Source organism: Rhizobium sp. MHM7A (genome assembly GCF_005862215.1).
GTDB lineage: Bacteria > Pseudomonadota > Alphaproteobacteria > Rhizobiales > Rhizobiaceae > Rhizobium > Rhizobium bangladeshense.
This window is the reverse complement of sequence record NZ_VCHT01000009.1, coordinates 26,772-44,603: the sequence shown is the minus strand read 5'-3', so window position 1 is coordinate 44,603 and position 17,832 is coordinate 26,772. Positions and strand designations below refer to the sequence as shown.

The window sequence follows — 17,832 nt, the reverse complement described above, 5'->3', positions numbered from 1 at the left end:
CGCTTATTTGACGGAGTTGTTACGGTTCTTCGTCAGTTCCGTGAAATCGCAGATGCTAAAGGGGCGCGCCGAGCGATCCAATCGTTCGGCGCGGCTGAGACTTGTTCAGATATCAAGGTTTTCGGCGAAGGCCGCACGCTCCTGGATGAAGCGGAAGCGGGCCTCGGGTTTGGTGCCCATCAGATCGTCGACGGCGCTGCGGGTGCCCTCGAAATCCACCTCGTCTATCAACACCCTGAGCAGAGTGCGCTTGGCCGGATCCATGGTGGTTTCCTTGAGCTGGGCGGGCATCATTTCGCCGAGTCCTTTGAAGCGGCTGATCTCCACCTTGGCCTTGCCTTTGAATTCCGTCTGCATCAGCTCGGCGCGATGGTTGTCGTCGCGAGCATAGGCGGATTTCGCCCCCTGGGTGATCTTGTAAAGCGGCGGCACGGCGAGGAAGAGATGGCCGCCGCGCACCAGTTCCGGCATTTCCTGATAGAAGAAGGTGATGAGCAGCGAGGCAATGTGGGCGCCGTCGACATCGGCATCGGTCATGACGATGATGCGCTCGTAACGCAGATCTTCCTGACGGTATTTCGAGCGTGTGCCGCAACCGAGCGCCTGGATGAGATCGGCGAGCTGCTGGTTGGCGCCGAACTTTTCACGGCCGGCGCTGGCGACGTTCAAGATCTTGCCGCGCAGTGGAAGGATCGCCTGGTTGGCACGGTTACGCGCCTGCTTGGCCGAACCGCCTGCCGAATCACCCTCGACGATGAAGAGTTCGGCGCCTTCGGCGGTGTTCTGCGAGCAATCGGCGAGCTTGCCCGGCAGGCGCAGCTTGCGCACTGCCGTCTTGCGGTTGACTTCCTTTTCCTTGCGGCGACGCAGGCGCTCTTCGGCGCGCTCGATCACCCAGTCGAGCAGTTTGGCGGCTTCGTTCGGATTGTCGGCGAGATAGTGGTCGAAGGGATCGCGCAACGCGTTCTCGACGATACGCTGGGCCTCGACGGTCGCAAGCTTATCCTTGGTCTGGCCGACGAATTCCGGCTCGCGGATGAAGACCGACAGCATGCCGACCGCCGAGATCATCACGTCTTCGGTGGTGATCTGCGCGGCGCGCTTGTTCTGCGTCAATTCCGCATAAGCCTTCAGGCCCTTGGTCAGCGCGATGCGCAGGCCGGCCTCATGCGTGCCGCCTTCAGGGGTCGGGATAGTGTTGCAATAGGAATGCACCTGCGGGTCGCCGCCGTACCAGGTAATCGCCCATTCCATCGAACCGTGGCCGCTGGCCTTCTCGGTCTTGCCGGCGAAGATCTCGCGGGTGACGGTGAATTCCTTGCCCATCGTCGCCTGGAGATAATCCTTGAGGCCGCCGGGGAAATGGAAGGTGGCTTTGTCAGGCACCTCCGACCCTTCGGGCAGTACGCCCGGCTCGCAGCTCCAGCGGATCTCGACGCCGCCGAAGAGGTAGGCCTTGGAGCGCGCCATGCGAAAGACACGGGCGGCATCGAACTTCATGTGCTCCCCAAATATCTGGGGATCGGGATGGAAGCGCACGCGCGTGCCACGGCGATTGTGGACGTCGCCAAGTTCCTCGAGCCCGCCCTGCGGCAGGCCGCGGGAGAAACGCTGGCGATAGAGTTTGCGGTTACGCGCCACCTCGACCTCGAGGAAGTCGGAGAGGGCGTTGACGACCGAAACGCCGACGCCGTGCAGGCCGCCCGATGTCTCGTAGGCCTTGCCGTCGAATTTGCCGCCGGCATGCAGCTTGGTCATGATGACTTCGAGCGTCGATTTGCCCGGCACCTGCGGATGGTTCTCGACCGGAATGCCGCGGCCGTTGTCGGTGACGGTCAGATAGCCCTGCAGATCGAGATACACTTCGATGAAATTGGCGTGTCCGGCGACCGCCTCGTCCATCGCGTTGTCGATGACTTCGGCGAAGAGGTGATGCAGCGCCTTTTCGTCGGTGCCGCCGATATACATGCCTGGGCGCATGCGCACCGGCTCGAGGCCCTCGAGAACGCGGATCGACGAGGCGCCGTAATCATCCGCGTTCGAGGCCGGGGCGGGACGAGGAGAGACGGGCGGTGCAGCCGCCGGCACACGCTCGGTCGCAGCCGCAGGCTTCGGGGCCTCCTCGCGTTTTTCAGAAAGGGGCAGTCCGGAAAAAAGGTCGTTGCTATCGTCCATGGAGCCGTTCAGATCTTCATCCTGTCTTGGGCGGGCATCCGCCGCGGACCCAAAATCACCGCATTTCATGTCACGTTTGCGAATCAGGCAGATTCTGCCAGAAAGCACCGCTATACGCGACACCGCCGGTTAGGCGGGCTTTGACACATGATTTGCGTTGCCGGGCGCGGAATGGCAAGCGGCGGCAGGCTTCAGGAAACCATCCGCATGCGAATGTCCACAAGTGATTGCACCGTTATCACCACAATTGCGGCCTTTTTGCTGACCGCAGCCCTGCTGTCTTCCGGCGGGCCGGCGCGGGCAGCTGACGTGCTGGCGCCCTTCAAGGACGATCTGTTCTCGAAGCAGACAGTGCTGCAGAGGGCCGACGACGGCGCGTTCGAGGTCGTCGATTACGACGAGATGCGCGATATCAACGGCCGCGACCAGATCCCGCAAAAAAGAGTCCAGCAGAAATATGTGGCGCTCGGCATCCGCAAAGCCCAGGCGGACGAAACCCTCTCCCTCGACGGCACAAGGCTCGATGTCACCAGGGTGGGACCGGCCGCGAACGCCGCCTTCACGGTGATCTTCATCCACGGCCGTGACGGCGACCGCCGGCTCGGCGCCAATGATTACAGCTTCGGCGGCAATTTCAACCGGCTGAAGAACCTCGTCGCCGGCAATGGCGGCGTCTACTATTCGCCGACGGTCAGGAGCTTCGACAGCAACGGCGTTGCCGCAATCGCGGGCCTCATCCGCTATGCCAGCGCGCAATCGCCCAAACGGCCGGTGATCCTGTCGTGTGCCTCCATGGGCAGTCAGGTCTGCTGGGGCATCGCGCGTGACGAGGCGAGCGTCAAGCGGTTGAAGGGCATGTTGATCATGAGCGGCGTCACCGATCCGGATTTCACCAGAAGCGCGTTCCACAAGGCGAAACTGCCGCTCTGGTTCGCGCATGGCAGCCGTGATCCGGTCTATGCAGCTGCCGACCAGCAGGCGCTATTCGAAAGCCTGCACAAGGCAAAATATCCAACGCGCTTCACGCTGTTTCAGACCGGCAATCACGGAACGCCGATCCGGATGATCGACTGGCGCGGGGTCTTGAACTGGATTCTCGCCGGCTGAAGCGCGCTGCCGGTGTCTTTTCGGAAGAAAATATGCGCGGGACCACGAGATTCCCTCAACGTCAAGGGCATGATGCTTTTCTTTGACGCAAGCTTTTGATATGGCCGCAGGCATAAGCAGTTTGTGGAAGGCCGGCATGACACCTGACGTGCGCCCGCTCGTGGCGGGGAATTGGAAGATGAATGGCACGCGTGCCTCCCTGGATCAGATCAAGGCGATCGCCGAGGGCGTTCGTCCACCGCTGGCCGGCAAGGTCGAGGCGCTGATCTGCCCGCCGACGACGCTGCTCTACGTGGCGACTGCGCTCTGCACCGACAGCCCGCTTGCGATCGGCGCCCAGGATTGCCACCAGAAAGCATCAGGCGCCCACACCGGCGATATCTCGGCCGAAATGATCGCCGATAGTTTCGGCACCTATGTGATCGTCGGTCACTCCGAGCGCCGCACCGATCACGCCGAAACGGACCATCTGGTGCGCGCCAAGGCGGAGGCTGCCTTTGCCGCCGGCCTGACGGCGATCATCTGCATCGGCGAGACGGCGGACGAACGACGGGCCGGCCAGGCGCTCGACGTCATCAAGCGCCAGCTTTCCGCCTCGGTTCCGGACGGCGCGACCGTCGAAAATACGGTCATCGCCTACGAGCCGATCTGGGCGATCGGCACCGGCGTGACGCCGACATCAGGCGACGTGGAAAAGGCGCATGCCTTCATGCGTTCCGAAATGGCGGCACGCTTCGGTGATGAAGGCCGCAAGATTCGTCTTCTCTATGGCGGCTCGGTAAAGCCCGCCAATGCCGGGGAACTAATGGGCATCGCCAATGTCGACGGCGCGCTGATCGGCGGGGCGAGCTTGAAAGCCGCCGACTTCCTCGCCATCTACCGGGCCTATGAGGCGCTGCTCGCCTGAGGCATTGTTCATTGCTCGGTTCATACGTCTATTTATTCCGGGCCGAAGGGCTTGGAATAGGCGAGAGCCTCATGTAAAGAGCCGCCAGAATTCTTAATTATGTCCGCCTCCAGGCGGGCAGGACTGGACCCATGCAGACAGTATTGATTGTCATCCATCTCATGATCGTGCTCGCCCTCGTCGGCGTCGTGCTCATCCAGCGCTCTGAAGGCGGCGGACTCGGCATCGGCGGCGGTTCAGGCTTCATGTCGGCCCGCGGCACTGCCAATGCGCTGACGCGCACGACCGCGATCCTGGCGACCCTGTTCTTCCTCACTTCGCTCGGCCTCGGCATACTGACGCGCTATGAGGGCCGTCCGAGCGACATTCTCAATCGCATCCCCGCGACGAGCGGCCAGGGCAACGGCATTCTCGACTCGCTCGGCGGCGGCACACCGGCTCCGGCGAACCAGCCGGCGGGCAATGGCGTCCCGAGCAGTGGTGCGGCCGCGCCCGCACCACAGGCTCCTGCCGCGCAAGCTCCCGCAGTCCAGGCTCCGGCAGCCACCGCGCCTTCATCGACTGCTCCGGCAGCAACCGCTCCGACGACTACTGCCCCGGCAACGCCCGCAGCTCCAGCCGCGCCGTCGCCAGCTCAGCCCTCCGGCGTCCCGACGGGACAGTAAACCGGGATTCGACATAAACCGCCGGCAGGCCCTCGGGTCTGCCGGTTTTCTTTTGTGCAGATTCTCCGTCAGACTCCGAAAGTTCTGGAAAAGAATTTTTGGGCTGGTGGAATCGTTTTTGAAAAGGTATCCGGTGAAGCCCATGGCGCGATACGTATTCATCACTGGCGGCGTGGTTTCCTCCCTCGGAAAAGGAATTGCGGCCGCGGCTCTCGGAGCGTTGCTGCAGGCCCGTGGATATCGGGTCCGGCTTCGCAAGCTCGACCCCTATCTGAACGTGGATCCGGGCACGATGAGTCCGACCCAGCATGGCGAAGTCTTTGTCACCGACGACGGCGCGGAAACCGATCTCGATCTCGGTCACTACGAGCGATTCACAGGGCGTTCGGCCACCAAGACGGACAACATCACCACCGGCCGGATCTACAAAAACATTATCGACAAGGAACGGCGCGGCGACTATCTCGGCGCGACGGTGCAGGTCATTCCGCATGTCACCAACGAGATCAAGGATTTCGTGACCGAGGGCAATAAGGACTACGACTTCGTCATCTGCGAGATCGGCGGCACTGTCGGTGATATCGAGGCCATGCCCTTCATGGAAGCGATCCGCCAGCTGGGCAACGATCTGCCGCGCGGTACCGCCGTCTACGTCCATCTGACGCTGATGCCTTATATCCCGGCGGCCGGTGAGCTCAAGACCAAGCCGACCCAGCATTCGGTGAAGGAACTGCAGGCCCTCGGCATTCATCCCGATATCCTGCTGGTGCGCGCTGACCGCGAAATTCCTGAAGCTGAGCGCCGCAAGCTTTCGCTGTTCTGCAACGTGCGTCCGTCCGCCGTCATCCAGGCACTCGATGTGGCCAACATCTATGACGTGCCGATGGCTTACCACAAGGAAGGCCTCGACGACGAAGTGCTCGCCGCCTTCGGCATCGAGCCGGCGCCGAAGCCGCGTCTCGACCAGTGGGAGGAGGTCTGCAATCGCATCCGTACGCCCGAGGGCGAGGTGACAATCGCGATCGTCGGCAAATATACCGGCCTCAAGGACGCCTATAAATCGCTGATCGAGGCGCTGCATCACGGCGGCATTGCCAATCGCGTCAAGGTCAAGCTCGAATGGATCGAGTCGGAAGTCTTCGAGAAGGAAGATCCCGCACCCTATCTCGAAAAGGTGCATGGCATTCTCGTGCCCGGCGGCTTCGGCGAGCGGGGCTCCGAGGGCAAGATCCATGCGGCGCGCTTCGCCCGCGAGCGAAAGGTGCCTTATTTCGGCATCTGTTTCGGCATGCAGATGGCCGTCATCGAAGCGGCGCGCAATCTCGCAGACGTGCCGGAGGCGTCGTCAACCGAATTCGGCCCGGCGAAAGAGCCGGTGGTCGGTCTGATGACGGAATGGGTCAAGGGCAATGAGCTGCAGAAGCGGACGGCAGCCGGCGATCTCGGCGGCACCATGCGCCTCGGCGCCTACAAGGCGGCGCTGAAGAAGGGCACGAAGATCTCGGAGATCTACGGCTCGACCGATATTTCCGAGCGTCATCGCCATCGCTACGAAGTCAACATCGACTATAAGGACCGGCTCGAGAGCTGCGGCCTCGTCTTCTCCGGCATGTCGCCCGATGGCGTGCTGCCAGAGACGATCGAATATCCCGATCATCCCTGGTTCATCGGCGTGCAATATCATCCGGAACTGAAGAGCCGGCCGCTCGACCCGCATCCGCTGTTTGCAAGCTTCATCGAAGCAGCGACCGAACAGAGCCGTCTCGTCTGACGCATGCGGCGCCAGATCGCGCGGTTTGCGCGGTCTGGACAATCCGCAATTCTACTGTCAGGCAGCGGCCGGCAAGGGCCCGATATAGACTGACCGCGGTCGGATCAGCCGGCCGTCGAGAGCCTGTTCCCGGGCATGCGCCAGCCATCCAACCGTACGGCCGATTGCAAAGACCCCGGTGAAGGCCTGACGCGGGAAGCCGAGCGCTTCGAGCAGCAGCGCTGTATAGAATTCGACATTGACGTCGAGCGGTCGGTTCGGCTTGCGCGCCTTCAGGATCGCCAATGCAGCGGCTTCCACGGCCTCGGCGAGTTCGCCGCGGACGCTGTCGACCTGGCCTGACGCGATCAAAGGCTTCAGCGTGCCTTTCAGCGCATCGGCGCGCGGGTCGCGGACGCGATAGATGCGGTGACCGAAGCCCATCAGCCTTTCGCCGCGATCGAGCGCGTCGGCAAGCCATCTGCCGGCATTTTCCGGCGTTGCCACCGCATCCAGCATGTCAAGGACGGGACCGGGCGCACCGCCATGCAGCGGTCCCTTCAGCGCGCTCAATGCAGCCAGGACCGAAGAGGTAAGGCCGGCCTGCGTCGAGGCGATGACCCGAGATGCGAAAGTCGAGGCGTTGAGACCGTGGTCTGATATCGTCACGAGATAGGTGTCGAGCGCCGCCGTCTGCTCTATGGTCGGCAATCGTCCGGTCAGCATGCGCAGAATATCGGCCGCCTGCGACAGCGAGGCGTCGGGCGCGATCGGCTTTTCGCCGCGCTGCAGCCTGAGAATCGCCGGCAGGAAGACCGCCGGGGCTGCCAGAAGGGCTATTGCGGTGTCGAAATCCTCACCGTCCGGCAGCCTGGCGATCAGCGCCCGCATCGCATCGACCGGCGGCAAGGCGAACAAGGCCGCGTCGGCGGCCTCGATATGGATGAAAACCCTTGCTCGGGCTTCCGCCAGCCAGGTGCGCAATAGCGCTTCATCGAAGCTCCGTTCCGTCAATTCGTCGAGCAGCAGGGCAGCCACGCCCTCATAGGTCCCGCCCGCCACCAGATGATCCAGCGATACACCGCGGATGATCAGTCGCCCCGCTTCGCCATCGACATCCGAAAGCTGCGTTTCGGCGGCAATCACGTCTTCCAAGCCGTTCTGCATGATGTTTTCTCCTTTACGGCTAGGATGATCCGACCTAGTTTCATTGACGTCAATCTTGACGCAATTGATCAATGTGAGGACGTGATGTCGTGGCTAACGGCCGAGGAAGCGCTGAAGGCGCTGAAGACCAAACCGCAGACACTCTACGCCAATGTCAGCCGAGGGCGCATCCGCGCCAAGCCGGATCCCGCCGATCCGCGCCGCAGCCTCTATCACGCCACCGACGTGCAGCGGCTTGCAGTTCGCCATGCGGGCCGTCGCAAGGCGGAAACGGTCGCCGCCGGGACGATCCGCTGGGGCGATCCCGTTCTTTCCTCGGCGATCTCGACCATCGCGGGCGGCCGCCTTTTTTATCGAGGCCATGACGTGGCTGATCTTGCCGAGACGGCAACGCTGGAGCAGACGGCGGCATTGCTCTGGAATGGAGCGGAAATGCCTGCCTCCACTGCTGCGGCCCGGCATGCTCCTCCATCGCTTCAGGCCGCGTTCCTGGCGCTTGCCGGGCGGGTGACATCGGACCTGCCGACGCTTGGCCGCTCGCCGGCAGCACTTCGGCGCGAGGCGCACGGCATTCTCGCAACGATCGCCGATGCGCTGGCGCCGGGCGCTTCGGACCGACCGCTGCATCTCAGGCTGGCGGCAAGCTGGCAGCGGCCGGAGGCCGGCGATTGCCTGCGTCGCGCGCTGGTGCTGCTTGCAGATCATGAACTCAACGCCTCGGCCTTTGCGGCACGGGTCACGGCCTCTTCGGGTGCGGCACTGTCGGCCGCCGTGCTGTCCGGTCTGGCGACCCTGACGGGACCTCTGCATGGCGCCGCCTGGCAGAGCGTCGATGCGTTGATCGAGGCGGCTTGCACCCTCGGTCCGGGGCAGGCGATCCGCCGCACACTTGCTCAGGGCAATCGCCTATCCGCCTTCGGTCACCCGCTCTATCCGGACGGCGATATCAGGGCGCTGGCACTGCTTTCACAATTTTCCCTTCCGCCGCAGTTCGCCGAAGTCAGGGATAGGGGCGAGGAGATTGTCGGCGAAAAGGTCAATATCGATTTCGCGCTTGCGGCGATGACGTCCGCCTTCGATCTGCCGAGAGAGGCGCCGATCATCATTTTTTCGCTTGCGCGCTGCACCGGCTGGCTTGCGCATGCGATGGAGCAGATCGAAAGCGGCGAATTAATCCGGCCACGGGCGCGTTATACCGGACCGGCGCCCTTATGAAGAGCAGCACCTGAGATACGCAGTCTGTTTTTTCGTCTAGGGAAATATCCGAATTCGGCTATCATGCCTCGCATGGAAGAAGACGGTGGCGGGTGCTTTCGCAGAGGCAGTTCCGCACCGGTCACGGGGGCTTTCCATGAATATGACGTTTCGCAAGCTGTTTGCCGCCGCGCTCACTGCCGGGCTCATTCCGCATGAGGCGGCGCTCGCGCAATCTGCGGGCTGCGCGATCTCGCGCGATGCCGGCGCCCGCCGAACGTTTAGTTGCCCCGGCGGCGTGAAGGTGACGGCGGAGGCCGGCGCGTCTTTCGGACTCTCCGACCGCAATGGCGACGGCAGTCCCGATTCGGCGTCGCTGCGGCGCAAGGCCATCCTCGTTGATGTCGACGGCAGCCAGCATACGGGTGGTTTCCAGGTGGTGACACCGCAGGCGATCGCCGCCGTGCGTGGCACGCAATGGGCCGTCGACGTCGCAGGCGGCAAGACTTCGGTGCTCGTCGTCAGAGGCAGCGTGGCTGTGCGCCGGCCTGTCGGCGAGCCGGTGGTGCTGACACCGGGCGAAGGCGTCGATGTGATCAGCGGAGCCGAACCCCTCCTCGTGCGTCGCTGGCCTGCGCCGCGCGTCGCCGCCCTTCTTGCCCGCCTCGGCCAATAAATGCCATGAGCCATCGCCTGCTGACCGTGATCGCGCTGCTGCTCGCCGGTCTTTGGGGCGCGGTGCTCGGCTATCTCCATCTCAATGGCCGGATAGGCCTTCTCGATCGGATGGAGGCATCGCTCGCCGATATTCGCAGCATCGTAGTCGGATCAAATACACCGCCTCCCGTCGTCTCGATCGTCGCGATCGACGACCGTACGGCGGCGGCCCACGGCTATCCGCTTGATCGGGCGACACTGGCGCGCCTCGTCAATGCGATCAACGCTCTGAAGCCGAAGGCTCTGGCACTCGACATCCTGCTCGTCGATCCGGGACCGGAGGAGGGGGATGCGGCGCTGACCGCAGCTCTTGAAGGGGGACCGAGCGTGATTGCGGCGGCGGCCACCTTTGCGCAGAGCCGGCAGCGGGTCACCAACTTGCCGGACGATCCGCTTGCCGCCATTCCCGAGGCAGATCAGCTTCTCTTGCCGCTCCCGCGCTTTGCAGCCGCGGCGGCGGTCGGTGTCGTCAATGTCGCCACCGACCACACCGGCACGCCGCGTTTCATTCCGCTGATCTCGCGCGCCGCAGACCGGCTCGACCCGGCTTTTCCGCTGCGTGCCGCCTCGGTGGCTCTCGGTGTCGATCCGACGATCGAACACGACGCTATCCTCCTCGGAACGCTGCGTATTCCCACAGATATCGGCCAGCGCCTGCCGGTGACCTTCTATGGCCGGCACGGCAGCATCGCCACATCAAGCGCCGCAGATGCGCTTGACGGCAAACTCCCGGCGGATGCGATCGCCGGCCGCATCGTCGTCATCGGCGCGACCGTCACCGGCGGCGGCGATGTCTTCCCCACGCCGTTCGATCCGGTCATGCCCGGCGTCGAGGTCATGTCGACGGCGATTACCCATCTCGTCACCGGCGACGGGATGGTGCGAGACCACAGGATCAGGCTGATCGATGCCGGTACTGCCGTCGCCCTGCCGCTCCTGCTGGTTTCATTGATTGCATGGCGGCGGAGTTCTGCGGGCTATCTCATCATCGTGCTGATGCTGGTCGTCTGGGCAATGCTCAATCTGTCGGCCTTCGCCCATGGCTACTGGCTGAGCGCGGCGCTACCGATCGCCGCGGCACTGCCGCCGGCGCTGCTCTTCGGTGCGGCCGAGCTCTGGCGTGATCGCGGCCGCGCCCGCCATTTCGCCGAACAGAGCGCGCTGCTGCAGCGCATCGAGGCGCCGGGTCTCGGCGAATGGCTGGCGCGCAATCCGAATTTCCTTGCCGCGCCGGTGCGCCAGGACGCCGCCGTCGTCTTCATCGATCTCTCGGGCTTCACCGGCCTCAGCGAAAACGTCGGGCCGGTCAAGGTGAGCGAGGTGCTGAGCAGCTTTTTCGAACTGATCGACGAGGAGGCGCGCGCCCACGGCGGCGCCATTACCAGCTTCATGGGCGATGGGGCGATGATCCTGTTCGGCCTGCCGAAGCCCGCCGATGACGATGCCGCCCGAGCCGCCGCCTGCGCGGTCGGCCTTTGCGAGCGCACCCGGGCCTGGCTTCGAACGCAGGCGGGGCTTGCCGAGAAGAAGATCGGCTTCAAAGTCGGCGCCCATTGCGGGCCGATCGTCGCCTCGCGGCTCGGCACCGGCGACCGGCAGCAGATCACGGCGGCGGGCGATACGGTAAATGTCGGGAGCCGGTTGATGGAGGTCGCAGCCAGCCATGGTGTCGAGCTGGCGCTGAGCGCCGAAATCGTGCGCGCAGCAGGTCCTGGTAGCGTGCTCCTCACCGCCGGCCGAATCGAGGGTCCGTTGGAAACGACGCTGCGCGGGCGGGCAAACCAGATCGACGCCTGGCTGTGGCGAAGCCGCACGCTTTGACAATCGCTGCGGGAGCGGCTAGGAACGGCGCAAACACCCCGCCGGCTGGCTCCGGCCATGGCGCATTTTGCGCCTGACAGCTCCGAAAGATCGAACCCATGACAGAATTCAACGGCGTCGTTCCGGCGATCGCCAAGGCGTTGCAGAAGCGCGGTTACGCCGAACTCACCCCGGTGCAGCAGGCGATGCTCGATCCGGCACTTGCCGCTTCGGACGCATTGGTCTCGGCCCAGACCGGCTCCGGCAAGACCGTCGCATTCGGGCTGGCGCTGGCGCCGACGCTGCTCGAGGGCAGCGAGCGTTTCGGTGCTGCCGGCGCGCCGCTTGCACTCGTCATCGCGCCGACGCGGGAGCTTGCCCTGCAGGTGAAGCGTGAGCTCGAATGGCTTTATGAGATGACGGGCGCGGTGATCGCCAGCTGCGTCGGTGGCATGGACATCCGCAGCGAGCGCCGCTCGCTGGAGCGCGGCGCTCATATCGTCGTCGGCACACCGGGCCGGCTCTGCGACCATATCCGCCGCCACGCGCTCGACATGTCGGAGCTGAAGGCCGCTGTGCTCGACGAGGCCGACGAGATGCTCGACCTCGGTTTCCGCGAGGACCTGGAATTTATCCTCGACTCGGCCCCGGACGAGCGTCGCACATTGATGTTTTCGGCCACCGTGCCGGCTGCGATCGCCAAGCTTGCCAAGAGCTACCAGCGCAATGCGGTGCGCATCAGCACCGCGGCCGAGGAAAAACAGCATGTCGATATCGAATATCGCGCGCTTGTCGTCACTCCGAGCGACCGCGAGAACGCGATCATCAACGTGCTGCGCTATTACGAGGCGACCAACGCCATCGTCTTCTGTTCGACGCGCGCGGCCGTCAATCACCTGACCTCACGGTTCAACAACCGCAATTTCTCCGTGGTGGCGCTGTCGGGCGAACTGACCCAGAACGAGCGCAGCCACGCGCTGCAGGCGATGCGCGATGGGCGTGCCCGCGTCTGCATCGCGACCGATGTCGCCGCCCGCGGCATCGACCTGCCGGGCCTCGATCTCGTCATCCACGCCGACCTGCCGACCAATCCGGAAACGCTGTTGCACCGCAGCGGCCGCACCGGCCGAGCCGGACGCAAGGGCATTAGCGCCATGATCGTGCCGCTGAATGCCCGGCGCAAGGCCGAGCGCCTGCTGGAGAATGCCGGCATCTCGGCCGCCTGGGCGCGGCCGCCGTCTGCCGAGGAGGTGAGCGAGCGCGACGACGAGCGGCTGCTTGCCGATCCGATTTTCCATGAAGCGCCGCAAGAGGACGAACAACAGCTGGTGCAGCAGCTTCTCGCCAGCCATGGCGCCGAAAAACTCGCCGCAGCTTTCCTGCGTCTTTACCGCACCAACCATTCGGCGCCGGAAGACTTGGTCGAGGTCTCGGTTTATGAAGACCGCAGCCGCAAGCGCCGCGACGATGCCGCGCCCTACGAGCCGGCCCAGAAAGGACCGCGCGATGATTTCGGTCCGAGCGTCTGGTTCTCCGTCTCGGTCGGGCGCAAGCAGAATGCCGAGCCGCGCTGGCTGATCCCGATGCTCTGCCGCAACGGCAACTTGACTAAGCGCGAGATCGGCGCGATCAAGATGCAGTCGGAAGAGACCTATGTGGAGATCGCGGCGGCGAGCGCCGACAGCTTCCTGAATGCGATCGGACCGAACAAGGCGCTCGAACGCGGCATCCGAGTGACCCGACTCTCCGGCACGCCTGACTTCAGCCGCGCATCGGCGCCGAAAGCTTATGCCGGTAAGACCTCGCGTGACGAGCGGCCGGGTGAGGCGTTCCGCGAAGAGCGGCCGAAGAAAAACTTCGGCAAGGGTTCGAGCGGCGGCTATGCGGCAGCCGACAATGGCGGCGGGGAACGGCGGGACGTCAAGCCCTGGAGCAAGAAGACCGGCAAGCCCGGCTACCATGGGGCAAAATCCGACAAGCCTGGATATGACAAGCCGAAGTTCGAGGGCGGAAAGCATGAGGGCAAGGGCGGCGCTGGGCCGAAAGGCAAATTTTCCAAGAAGAAGTCCGGCTGATTTTGATCGCCGCGTGATTTCTTGACTGGCAGGATCAGACGACGATGAAACGCTCCGGAATATCTCGTGTCGATCCGGCCGCCTTCATCAAGGGCAATCTGCCGATCTCGCCGGTCCTCTCAATCCCCGAGATCCTGCTCCACACCGCCGGGCCTGCGAGCGGGCTCTGGCGGCTTGCCGGCCGTCGAGAAGCCGACGCGCCGCCTTACTGGGCCTATCCGTGGGCTGGCGGAATAGTGCTTGCCCGCCATCTGCTTGACTGGCCGGAAATGGTCGCCGGCCGCCGCGTCCTCGATCTCGGCGCCGGCTCCGGACTGGTGGCCATTGCGGCGGCGAAGGCTGGAGCAGCGACGGTGATGGCGGTCGATGTCGATGCCAATGCGATTGCCGCGATCAGCCTCAACGCGACGATCAATGACGTCACCATCTCGGCAGTTGCCGCCGATATCCTCGATGCGCCGCCGCCGGAAGCGGCGGATCTCCTTGTGGTCGGCGATCTTTTCTATGATCCCTCGCTTGCCTTGCGGGTGATGACTTTCTTGCGGCTTTGCCAGGCAAGCGGCATCGAGGTGCTGATCGGCGATCCGAGCGAGCCTATCTGCCGCATCGAGAACTCAGGCGAATCTCGACTCGGGCGGTGACGGACTTCGGCGCGGCGAACAGCGGCGGCGCGGTGCAAGCGGGCGTTTTTTCGCTCTCCTGATCGAAGGCGAGGCTATACGAGATGATCCGGCCGCAGCAGCATGACTGGGCAGGGCGCTCCGGCCGGCAATTTCGGCGCCTGCGGCGGGCGGATAATGAGGCAGTCGGCCTGGGCAAACACCTTCATCATCGAGGAGTCCTGTTTTGCGAAGGGTTCGGCGCGCCAGCCGCCGGCGGGCGATTTCGAAAGCCTCGCTCTGATATAGTCCTGCCGGTGATCATTGGCGCGCAGGGCGACGGCCGCCTCCACCATTGTCTCGCGTTGCACCGGCGGCAGCGAGGCGAGTTTGCGGATCAGCGGCTCGAGAAAGAGCAGCGAGCAGACGAGGCTCGAGACCGGATTGCCGGGCAGGCCGAGCACATGAGTCTCGCCAAAGCTGCCGACCATCAGCGGCTTGCCGGGGCGCATGGCGATGCGCCAGAAATCGAGCTGCATCCCGGCCTCGATCAACGTCGCCTGCACCAGGTCATGATCGCCGACCGACGCGCCGCCGAGCGTGACGATGACGTCGGCCTTCGCATCTCGTGCATTGTCGACTGCCGCGGTGATTTTGGCCTTGTCGTCCGGCACAATGCCGAGATCAATGACATCGGCTCCGGCTCTGCGGACAAGGGCGGCGATACCGAAGGTGTTGGAGGCGATGATCTGCGAAGGGCCGGGCGTGCTTCCGGGCGGCAGCAATTCGTCGCCAGTCGCGAGAATCGCGATCAGCGGGCGACGGAGCACGTCAACATCGGGCCGGTTCATGCCGGCCGCAACCGTCAGCCGGGAGAAATCGAGGACAGTTCCGGCAGAGAGCACCCTTTCGCCTTCGGTGAAATCCTGGCCGCGCGGACGCACATGCTGGCCCTGCCGCACCGGAAACCTGGTTCTGATGCCGCCGTCGATCTTCTCCGCATCCTCCTGCAGCAGGACGCTGTCGGCGCCTGGCGGAACCGGCGCGCCGGTGAAGATACGCACGGCCTCTCCCTGGCCGACGGTTCCCTCGAAGTCATGTCCGGCCGACGACGTGCCGATGACCTTCAGCACGGCTCCCGGCTCAGGCGCGTCCTCCCGGCGCAGCGCGTAGCCGTCCATGGCCGAGGCATCGAAGGGCGGCTGGGTCAGGCGCGCCGTCAGATCAGCGGCCAGGACGCGGCCCTCAGCCTCGACCAGCGGCAGCGTCTCCGACGCGGCAACGGGCTTTGCGCGGGAGAGCAGGCGGTCCAAGGCGTCGGCGACCGGCAGAAGGTTCATTTCGCCTCCGGATGGCGGAAGTCGCCTGACTTGCCGCCGGATTTTTCGAGCAGCCTGATGCCGCCGATCTCCATTGCCTTATCGGCCGCCTTGGCCATGTCGTAGATCGTTAGACAAGCGACCGAAACGGCGGTCAGGGCCTCCATCTCCACACCGGTCCTGCCGGTGAGCTTTGCAGTTGCCATGACGCGCAGGCCAGGCAGAGCCGCATCTTCCTCGATCTCGACCGCGACCTTCGTCAGCATCAGCGGATGGCAGAGCGGGATGAGATCGGCTGTGCGTTTTGCCGCCATGATGCCGGCCAAGCGCGCCGTACCGATCACATCACCCTTCTTGGCATTGCCCTGACGGATGAGCGCAAGGGTTTCCAGCGCCATCTTCACATAGCCCTCGGCGGTGGCGATGCGCACCGTCTCGGCCTTGTCGGAGACATCGACCATATGGGCCTCGCCGGAGGCGTCGATATGTGTAAGTACTGGCTTTCCGCCGCTCATGTCATTCGGCCGCGATGGCGGCTTCGCCTAAGAGCAGCGCGCGGGTGGCGGCCGCCACGTCGTCCTTGCGCATCAGGCTCTCGCCGACAAGGAAGGTATCGATGCCGACGGCCTGCAGGCGCTTGCAATCGGCATGGGCGAAGATGCCGCTTTCGCCGACGAGGAGCCGATTATCGGGAACCAGGGAGGCAAGCGTCTCGCTGACCGTCAGGCTAACCTCGAAGGTCCGGAGGTTGCGGTTGTTGATGCCGACGAGCGGTGAGGAGAGCTTCAACGCGCGCTCCAATTCCGGCGCGTCGTGAACCTCGACCAGCACGTCCATGCCAAGCGAGAAAGCTTCGTCCTGCAGACGCTCCGCATCGTCATCGGTCAGCGACGCCATGATCAGCAGAATGCAGTCGGCACCCCAGGCGCGGGCTTCATGAACCTGATAGGTCTCGAACATGAAATCCTTGCGCAGCGCCGGCAAGGCGCAGGCAGCACGGGCGGTCGTCAGAAACTCCGGCGCGCCTTGAAAGCTCGGCCTGTCGGTCAACACGGAGAGGCAGGCGGCGCCGCCAGCTTCATAGGCGGCAGCCAGCGCCGGCGGGTCGAAATCGGGTCGAATGAGGCCTTTCGAGGGGCTCGCCTTCTTGATTTCGGCTATCAGACCGAATTGGCCTGCGTCGCGCTTGGCCGCGAGCGCCTTGTGAAAACCGCGCGGCGCAGACTGATCAGCCTGCATCGCCTTCAGGTCGGCAAGCGATACGCCAGCCTTGGCGGCAGCGATTTCCTCGCGCTTATAAAGTTCGATCTTCTTCAGGATGTCGGTCATCGGCCAATCCTAATCGATATCGTTGGAAACGGCGATGAGTTTGTCGAGGGCGAGCGCCGTGGCGCCGCTATCCAGCGAATGCGCGGCAAGCGCCATGCCGTCGCGAATCGTGCCGGCCTTGCCAGCGATGACCAGCGAGGCGGCGGCATTGGCGAGCGAGACATCGCGATAGGCATTCCGTGCGCCACCGAGGACCTCGCGAAGCGCTGCGGCATTGGCGACACCGTCGCCGCCCTTGATATCGGCGAGCATGCAGGGGCTAACGCCGAAATCGGCTGGCGACAGCTCGAAAGTGCGGATTTTGCCGTCTTCGAGCGCCGCCACCTTGGTAACGCCGGTCGTGGTGATTTCGTCGAGGCCATCGCCATGGACCACCCAGACGCATTCAGAACCGAGATCCCGCATGACTTCGGCAAGCGGCACCAGCCATTGCGGCGAGAAGACGCCGAGCAGTTGGCGGCGGACGCCGGCGGGGTTGGAAAGCGGCCCGAGAAGATTGAAGATGGTGCGCGTGCCGAGTTCGACCCGGGAGGGGCCGACGTGGCGCATGGCGGAATGATGAAGCTGCGCGAACATGAAGCCGACCCCGGCTTCCGCGATGCAGCGCGTGATGATCTCAGGGCCGACGTCGATATTGACGCCGAGTGCGGCCAGATTGTCCGCCGCACCCGATTTGGAGCTCAGCGCCCGATTGCCGTGCTTGGCGACGGGCACACCGGCGCCCGCCACGATCAGCGCCGCCAGCGTCGAAATATTGTAGGTGCCGCTGGCATCGCCGCCAGTGCCGACTATGTCGATCGCATCGGCCGGCGCCTCGACTGTCAGCATTTTCGACCGCATTGTCGTGACCGCGCCGACGATCTCATCAACGGTCTCGCCGCGAACACGCAAGGCCATTAGGAAGCCGCCGATCTGCGAGGGCGTCGCCTGGCCGGACATCAGGATGTCGAAGGCGTCGCGAGCCTCGTCACGCGTCAGCGGCTCGCGGCTTGCGGCCTTGGCCAGGAACGGCTTCAGATCGGTCATAA

At 64.2% G+C, this 17,832-nt stretch carries 14 protein-coding genes and 1 pseudogene; 9 read left to right on the top strand and 6 right to left on the bottom strand.

The window, feature by feature from the left end:
* Window positions 1-105: 105 nt before the first annotated feature.
* Window positions 106-2,175: a DNA topoisomerase IV subunit B gene (gene parE, locus FFR93_RS25450; RefSeq protein WP_064710546.1), complete on the bottom strand. Its 2,070-nt coding sequence runs from the start codon at window positions 2,173-2,175 to the stop codon at window positions 106-108.
* A 207-nt stretch (window positions 2,176-2,382) separates the two neighbouring features.
* Between parE and FFR93_RS25445 the strand changes: the two genes are divergently transcribed.
* The 4 genes from FFR93_RS25445 to FFR93_RS25430 all read left to right on the top strand — a co-directional run bounded on the left by FFR93_RS25445 (window position 2,383) and on the right by FFR93_RS25430 (window position 6,625).
* Window positions 2,383-3,282, top strand: coding sequence for an alpha/beta hydrolase (locus FFR93_RS25445; protein ID WP_138395203.1), 900 nt, complete (start codon window positions 2,383-2,385; stop codon window positions 3,280-3,282).
* Window positions 3,283-3,418: 136 nt separating this feature from the next.
* Window positions 3,419-4,189: a triose-phosphate isomerase gene (gene tpiA / locus FFR93_RS25440; RefSeq protein WP_138395202.1), complete on the top strand. Its 771-nt coding sequence runs from the start codon at window positions 3,419-3,421 to the stop codon at window positions 4,187-4,189.
* A gap of 131 nt (window positions 4,190-4,320) precedes the next feature.
* The gene (gene secG, locus FFR93_RS25435) at window positions 4,321-4,854 is read left to right on the top strand and encodes a preprotein translocase subunit SecG (RefSeq protein ID WP_064710548.1); all 534 of its coding nucleotides are present in this window, start codon (window positions 4,321-4,323) and stop codon (window positions 4,852-4,854) included.
* Between the two features lie 142 nt (window positions 4,855-4,996).
* The gene (locus FFR93_RS25430) at window positions 4,997-6,625 is read left to right on the top strand and encodes a CTP synthase (protein ID WP_064713653.1); all 1,629 of its coding nucleotides are present in this window, start codon (window positions 4,997-4,999) and stop codon (window positions 6,623-6,625) included.
* Window positions 6,626-6,682: 57 nt separating this feature from the next.
* On the opposite strand, the gene FFR93_RS25425 is transcribed toward FFR93_RS25430, so the two are convergent.
* Complete coding sequence (locus tag FFR93_RS25425) at window positions 6,683-7,771, bottom strand: citrate synthase/methylcitrate synthase (RefSeq protein WP_138395201.1); 1,089 nt, start codon at window positions 7,769-7,771, stop codon at window positions 6,683-6,685.
* A gap of 84 nt (window positions 7,772-7,855) precedes the next feature.
* Here FFR93_RS25425 and FFR93_RS25420 point away from each other — a divergent pair, with 84 nt between their 5' ends.
* From FFR93_RS25420 to FFR93_RS25400, 5 genes and pseudogenes are all read left to right on the top strand, one after another.
* A complete protein-coding gene (locus FFR93_RS25420; protein ID WP_138395200.1) occupies window positions 7,856-8,986 on the top strand; it encodes a citrate synthase in 1,131 nt (376 codons plus the stop codon).
* A 136-nt stretch (window positions 8,987-9,122) separates the two neighbouring features.
* Window positions 9,123-9,641 carry a FecR family protein gene (locus tag FFR93_RS25415; protein ID WP_138395199.1) on the top strand — a complete coding sequence of 173 codons (519 nt, stop codon included), beginning with the start codon at window positions 9,123-9,125 and terminating at the stop codon, window positions 9,639-9,641.
* 5 nt (window positions 9,642-9,646) lie between these two features.
* Window positions 9,647-11,503: an adenylate/guanylate cyclase domain-containing protein gene (locus FFR93_RS25410; RefSeq protein ID WP_138395198.1), complete on the top strand. Its 1,857-nt coding sequence runs from the start codon at window positions 9,647-9,649 to the stop codon at window positions 11,501-11,503.
* A gap of 98 nt (window positions 11,504-11,601) precedes the next feature.
* Window positions 11,602-13,557 (top strand): DEAD/DEAH box helicase, encoded by a 1,956-nt coding sequence (locus FFR93_RS25405; RefSeq protein ID WP_138395197.1) that lies wholly within the window; start codon window positions 11,602-11,604, stop codon window positions 13,555-13,557.
* Between the two features lie 44 nt (window positions 13,558-13,601).
* Window positions 13,602-14,304, top strand: a pseudogene (locus FFR93_RS25400) (50S ribosomal protein L11 methyltransferase).
* Here FFR93_RS25400 and glp read toward each other — a convergent pair.
* Genes glp through trpD form a run of 4 tightly spaced genes read right to left on the bottom strand, consistent with a single transcriptional unit; the run spans window position 14,273 to window position 17,830 of the window.
* A complete protein-coding gene (gene glp / locus FFR93_RS25395) occupies window positions 14,273-15,496 on the bottom strand; it encodes a gephyrin-like molybdotransferase Glp (protein WP_138395196.1) in 1,224 nt (407 codons plus the stop codon). The pseudogene FFR93_RS25400 and the gene glp sit on opposite strands and share 32 nt — an antisense overlap.
* The gene (moaC, locus tag FFR93_RS25390; RefSeq protein WP_138395195.1) at window positions 15,493-15,990 is read right to left on the bottom strand and encodes a cyclic pyranopterin monophosphate synthase MoaC; all 498 of its coding nucleotides are present in this window, start codon (window positions 15,988-15,990) and stop codon (window positions 15,493-15,495) included. Before moaC ends, glp begins: the two co-directional genes overlap by 4 nt.
* A 1-nt stretch (window position 15,991) precedes the next feature.
* The gene (gene trpC / locus FFR93_RS25385; protein WP_138395194.1) at window positions 15,992-16,804 is read right to left on the bottom strand and encodes an indole-3-glycerol phosphate synthase TrpC; all 813 of its coding nucleotides are present in this window, start codon (window positions 16,802-16,804) and stop codon (window positions 15,992-15,994) included.
* A 9-nt stretch (window positions 16,805-16,813) separates the two neighbouring features.
* Window positions 16,814-17,830: an anthranilate phosphoribosyltransferase gene (trpD, locus tag FFR93_RS25380; RefSeq protein WP_138395193.1), complete on the bottom strand. Its 1,017-nt coding sequence runs from the start codon at window positions 17,828-17,830 to the stop codon at window positions 16,814-16,816.
* Between the last annotated feature and the right edge of the window lie 2 nt (window positions 17,831-17,832).

Excerpts from the sequence above, each read along its gene's own strand:
- parE (WP_064710546.1), bottom strand. The coding sequence starts at position 2,175 with ATGGACGATAGCAACGACCTTTTTTCCGGACTGCCCCTTTCTGAAAAA.
- FFR93_RS25445 (WP_138395203.1), top strand. The coding sequence starts at position 2,383 with ATGCGAATGTCCACAAGTGATTGCACCGTTATCACCACAATTGCGGCC.
- tpiA (WP_138395202.1), top strand. The coding sequence starts at position 3,419 with ATGACACCTGACGTGCGCCCGCTCGTGGCGGGGAATTGGAAGATGAAT.
- secG (WP_064710548.1), top strand. The coding sequence starts at position 4,321 with ATGCAGACAGTATTGATTGTCATCCATCTCATGATCGTGCTCGCCCTC.
- FFR93_RS25430 (WP_064713653.1), top strand. The coding sequence starts at position 4,997 with ATGGCGCGATACGTATTCATCACTGGCGGCGTGGTTTCCTCCCTCGGA.
- FFR93_RS25425 (WP_138395201.1), bottom strand. The coding sequence starts at position 7,771 with ATGCAGAACGGCTTGGAAGACGTGATTGCCGCCGAAACGCAGCTTTCG.
- FFR93_RS25420 (WP_138395200.1), top strand. The coding sequence starts at position 7,856 with ATGTCGTGGCTAACGGCCGAGGAAGCGCTGAAGGCGCTGAAGACCAAA.
- FFR93_RS25415 (WP_138395199.1), top strand. The coding sequence starts at position 9,123 with ATGAATATGACGTTTCGCAAGCTGTTTGCCGCCGCGCTCACTGCCGGG.
- FFR93_RS25410 (WP_138395198.1), top strand. The coding sequence starts at position 9,647 with ATGAGCCATCGCCTGCTGACCGTGATCGCGCTGCTGCTCGCCGGTCTT.
- FFR93_RS25405 (WP_138395197.1), top strand. The coding sequence starts at position 11,602 with ATGACAGAATTCAACGGCGTCGTTCCGGCGATCGCCAAGGCGTTGCAG.
- glp (WP_138395196.1), bottom strand. The coding sequence starts at position 15,496 with ATGAACCTTCTGCCGGTCGCCGACGCCTTGGACCGCCTGCTCTCCCGC.
- moaC (WP_138395195.1), bottom strand. The coding sequence starts at position 15,990 with ATGAGCGGCGGAAAGCCAGTACTTACACATATCGACGCCTCCGGCGAG.
- trpC (WP_138395194.1), bottom strand. The coding sequence starts at position 16,804 with ATGACCGACATCCTGAAGAAGATCGAACTTTATAAGCGCGAGGAAATC.
- trpD (WP_138395193.1), bottom strand. The coding sequence starts at position 17,830 with ATGACCGATCTGAAGCCGTTCCTGGCCAAGGCCGCAAGCCGCGAGCCG.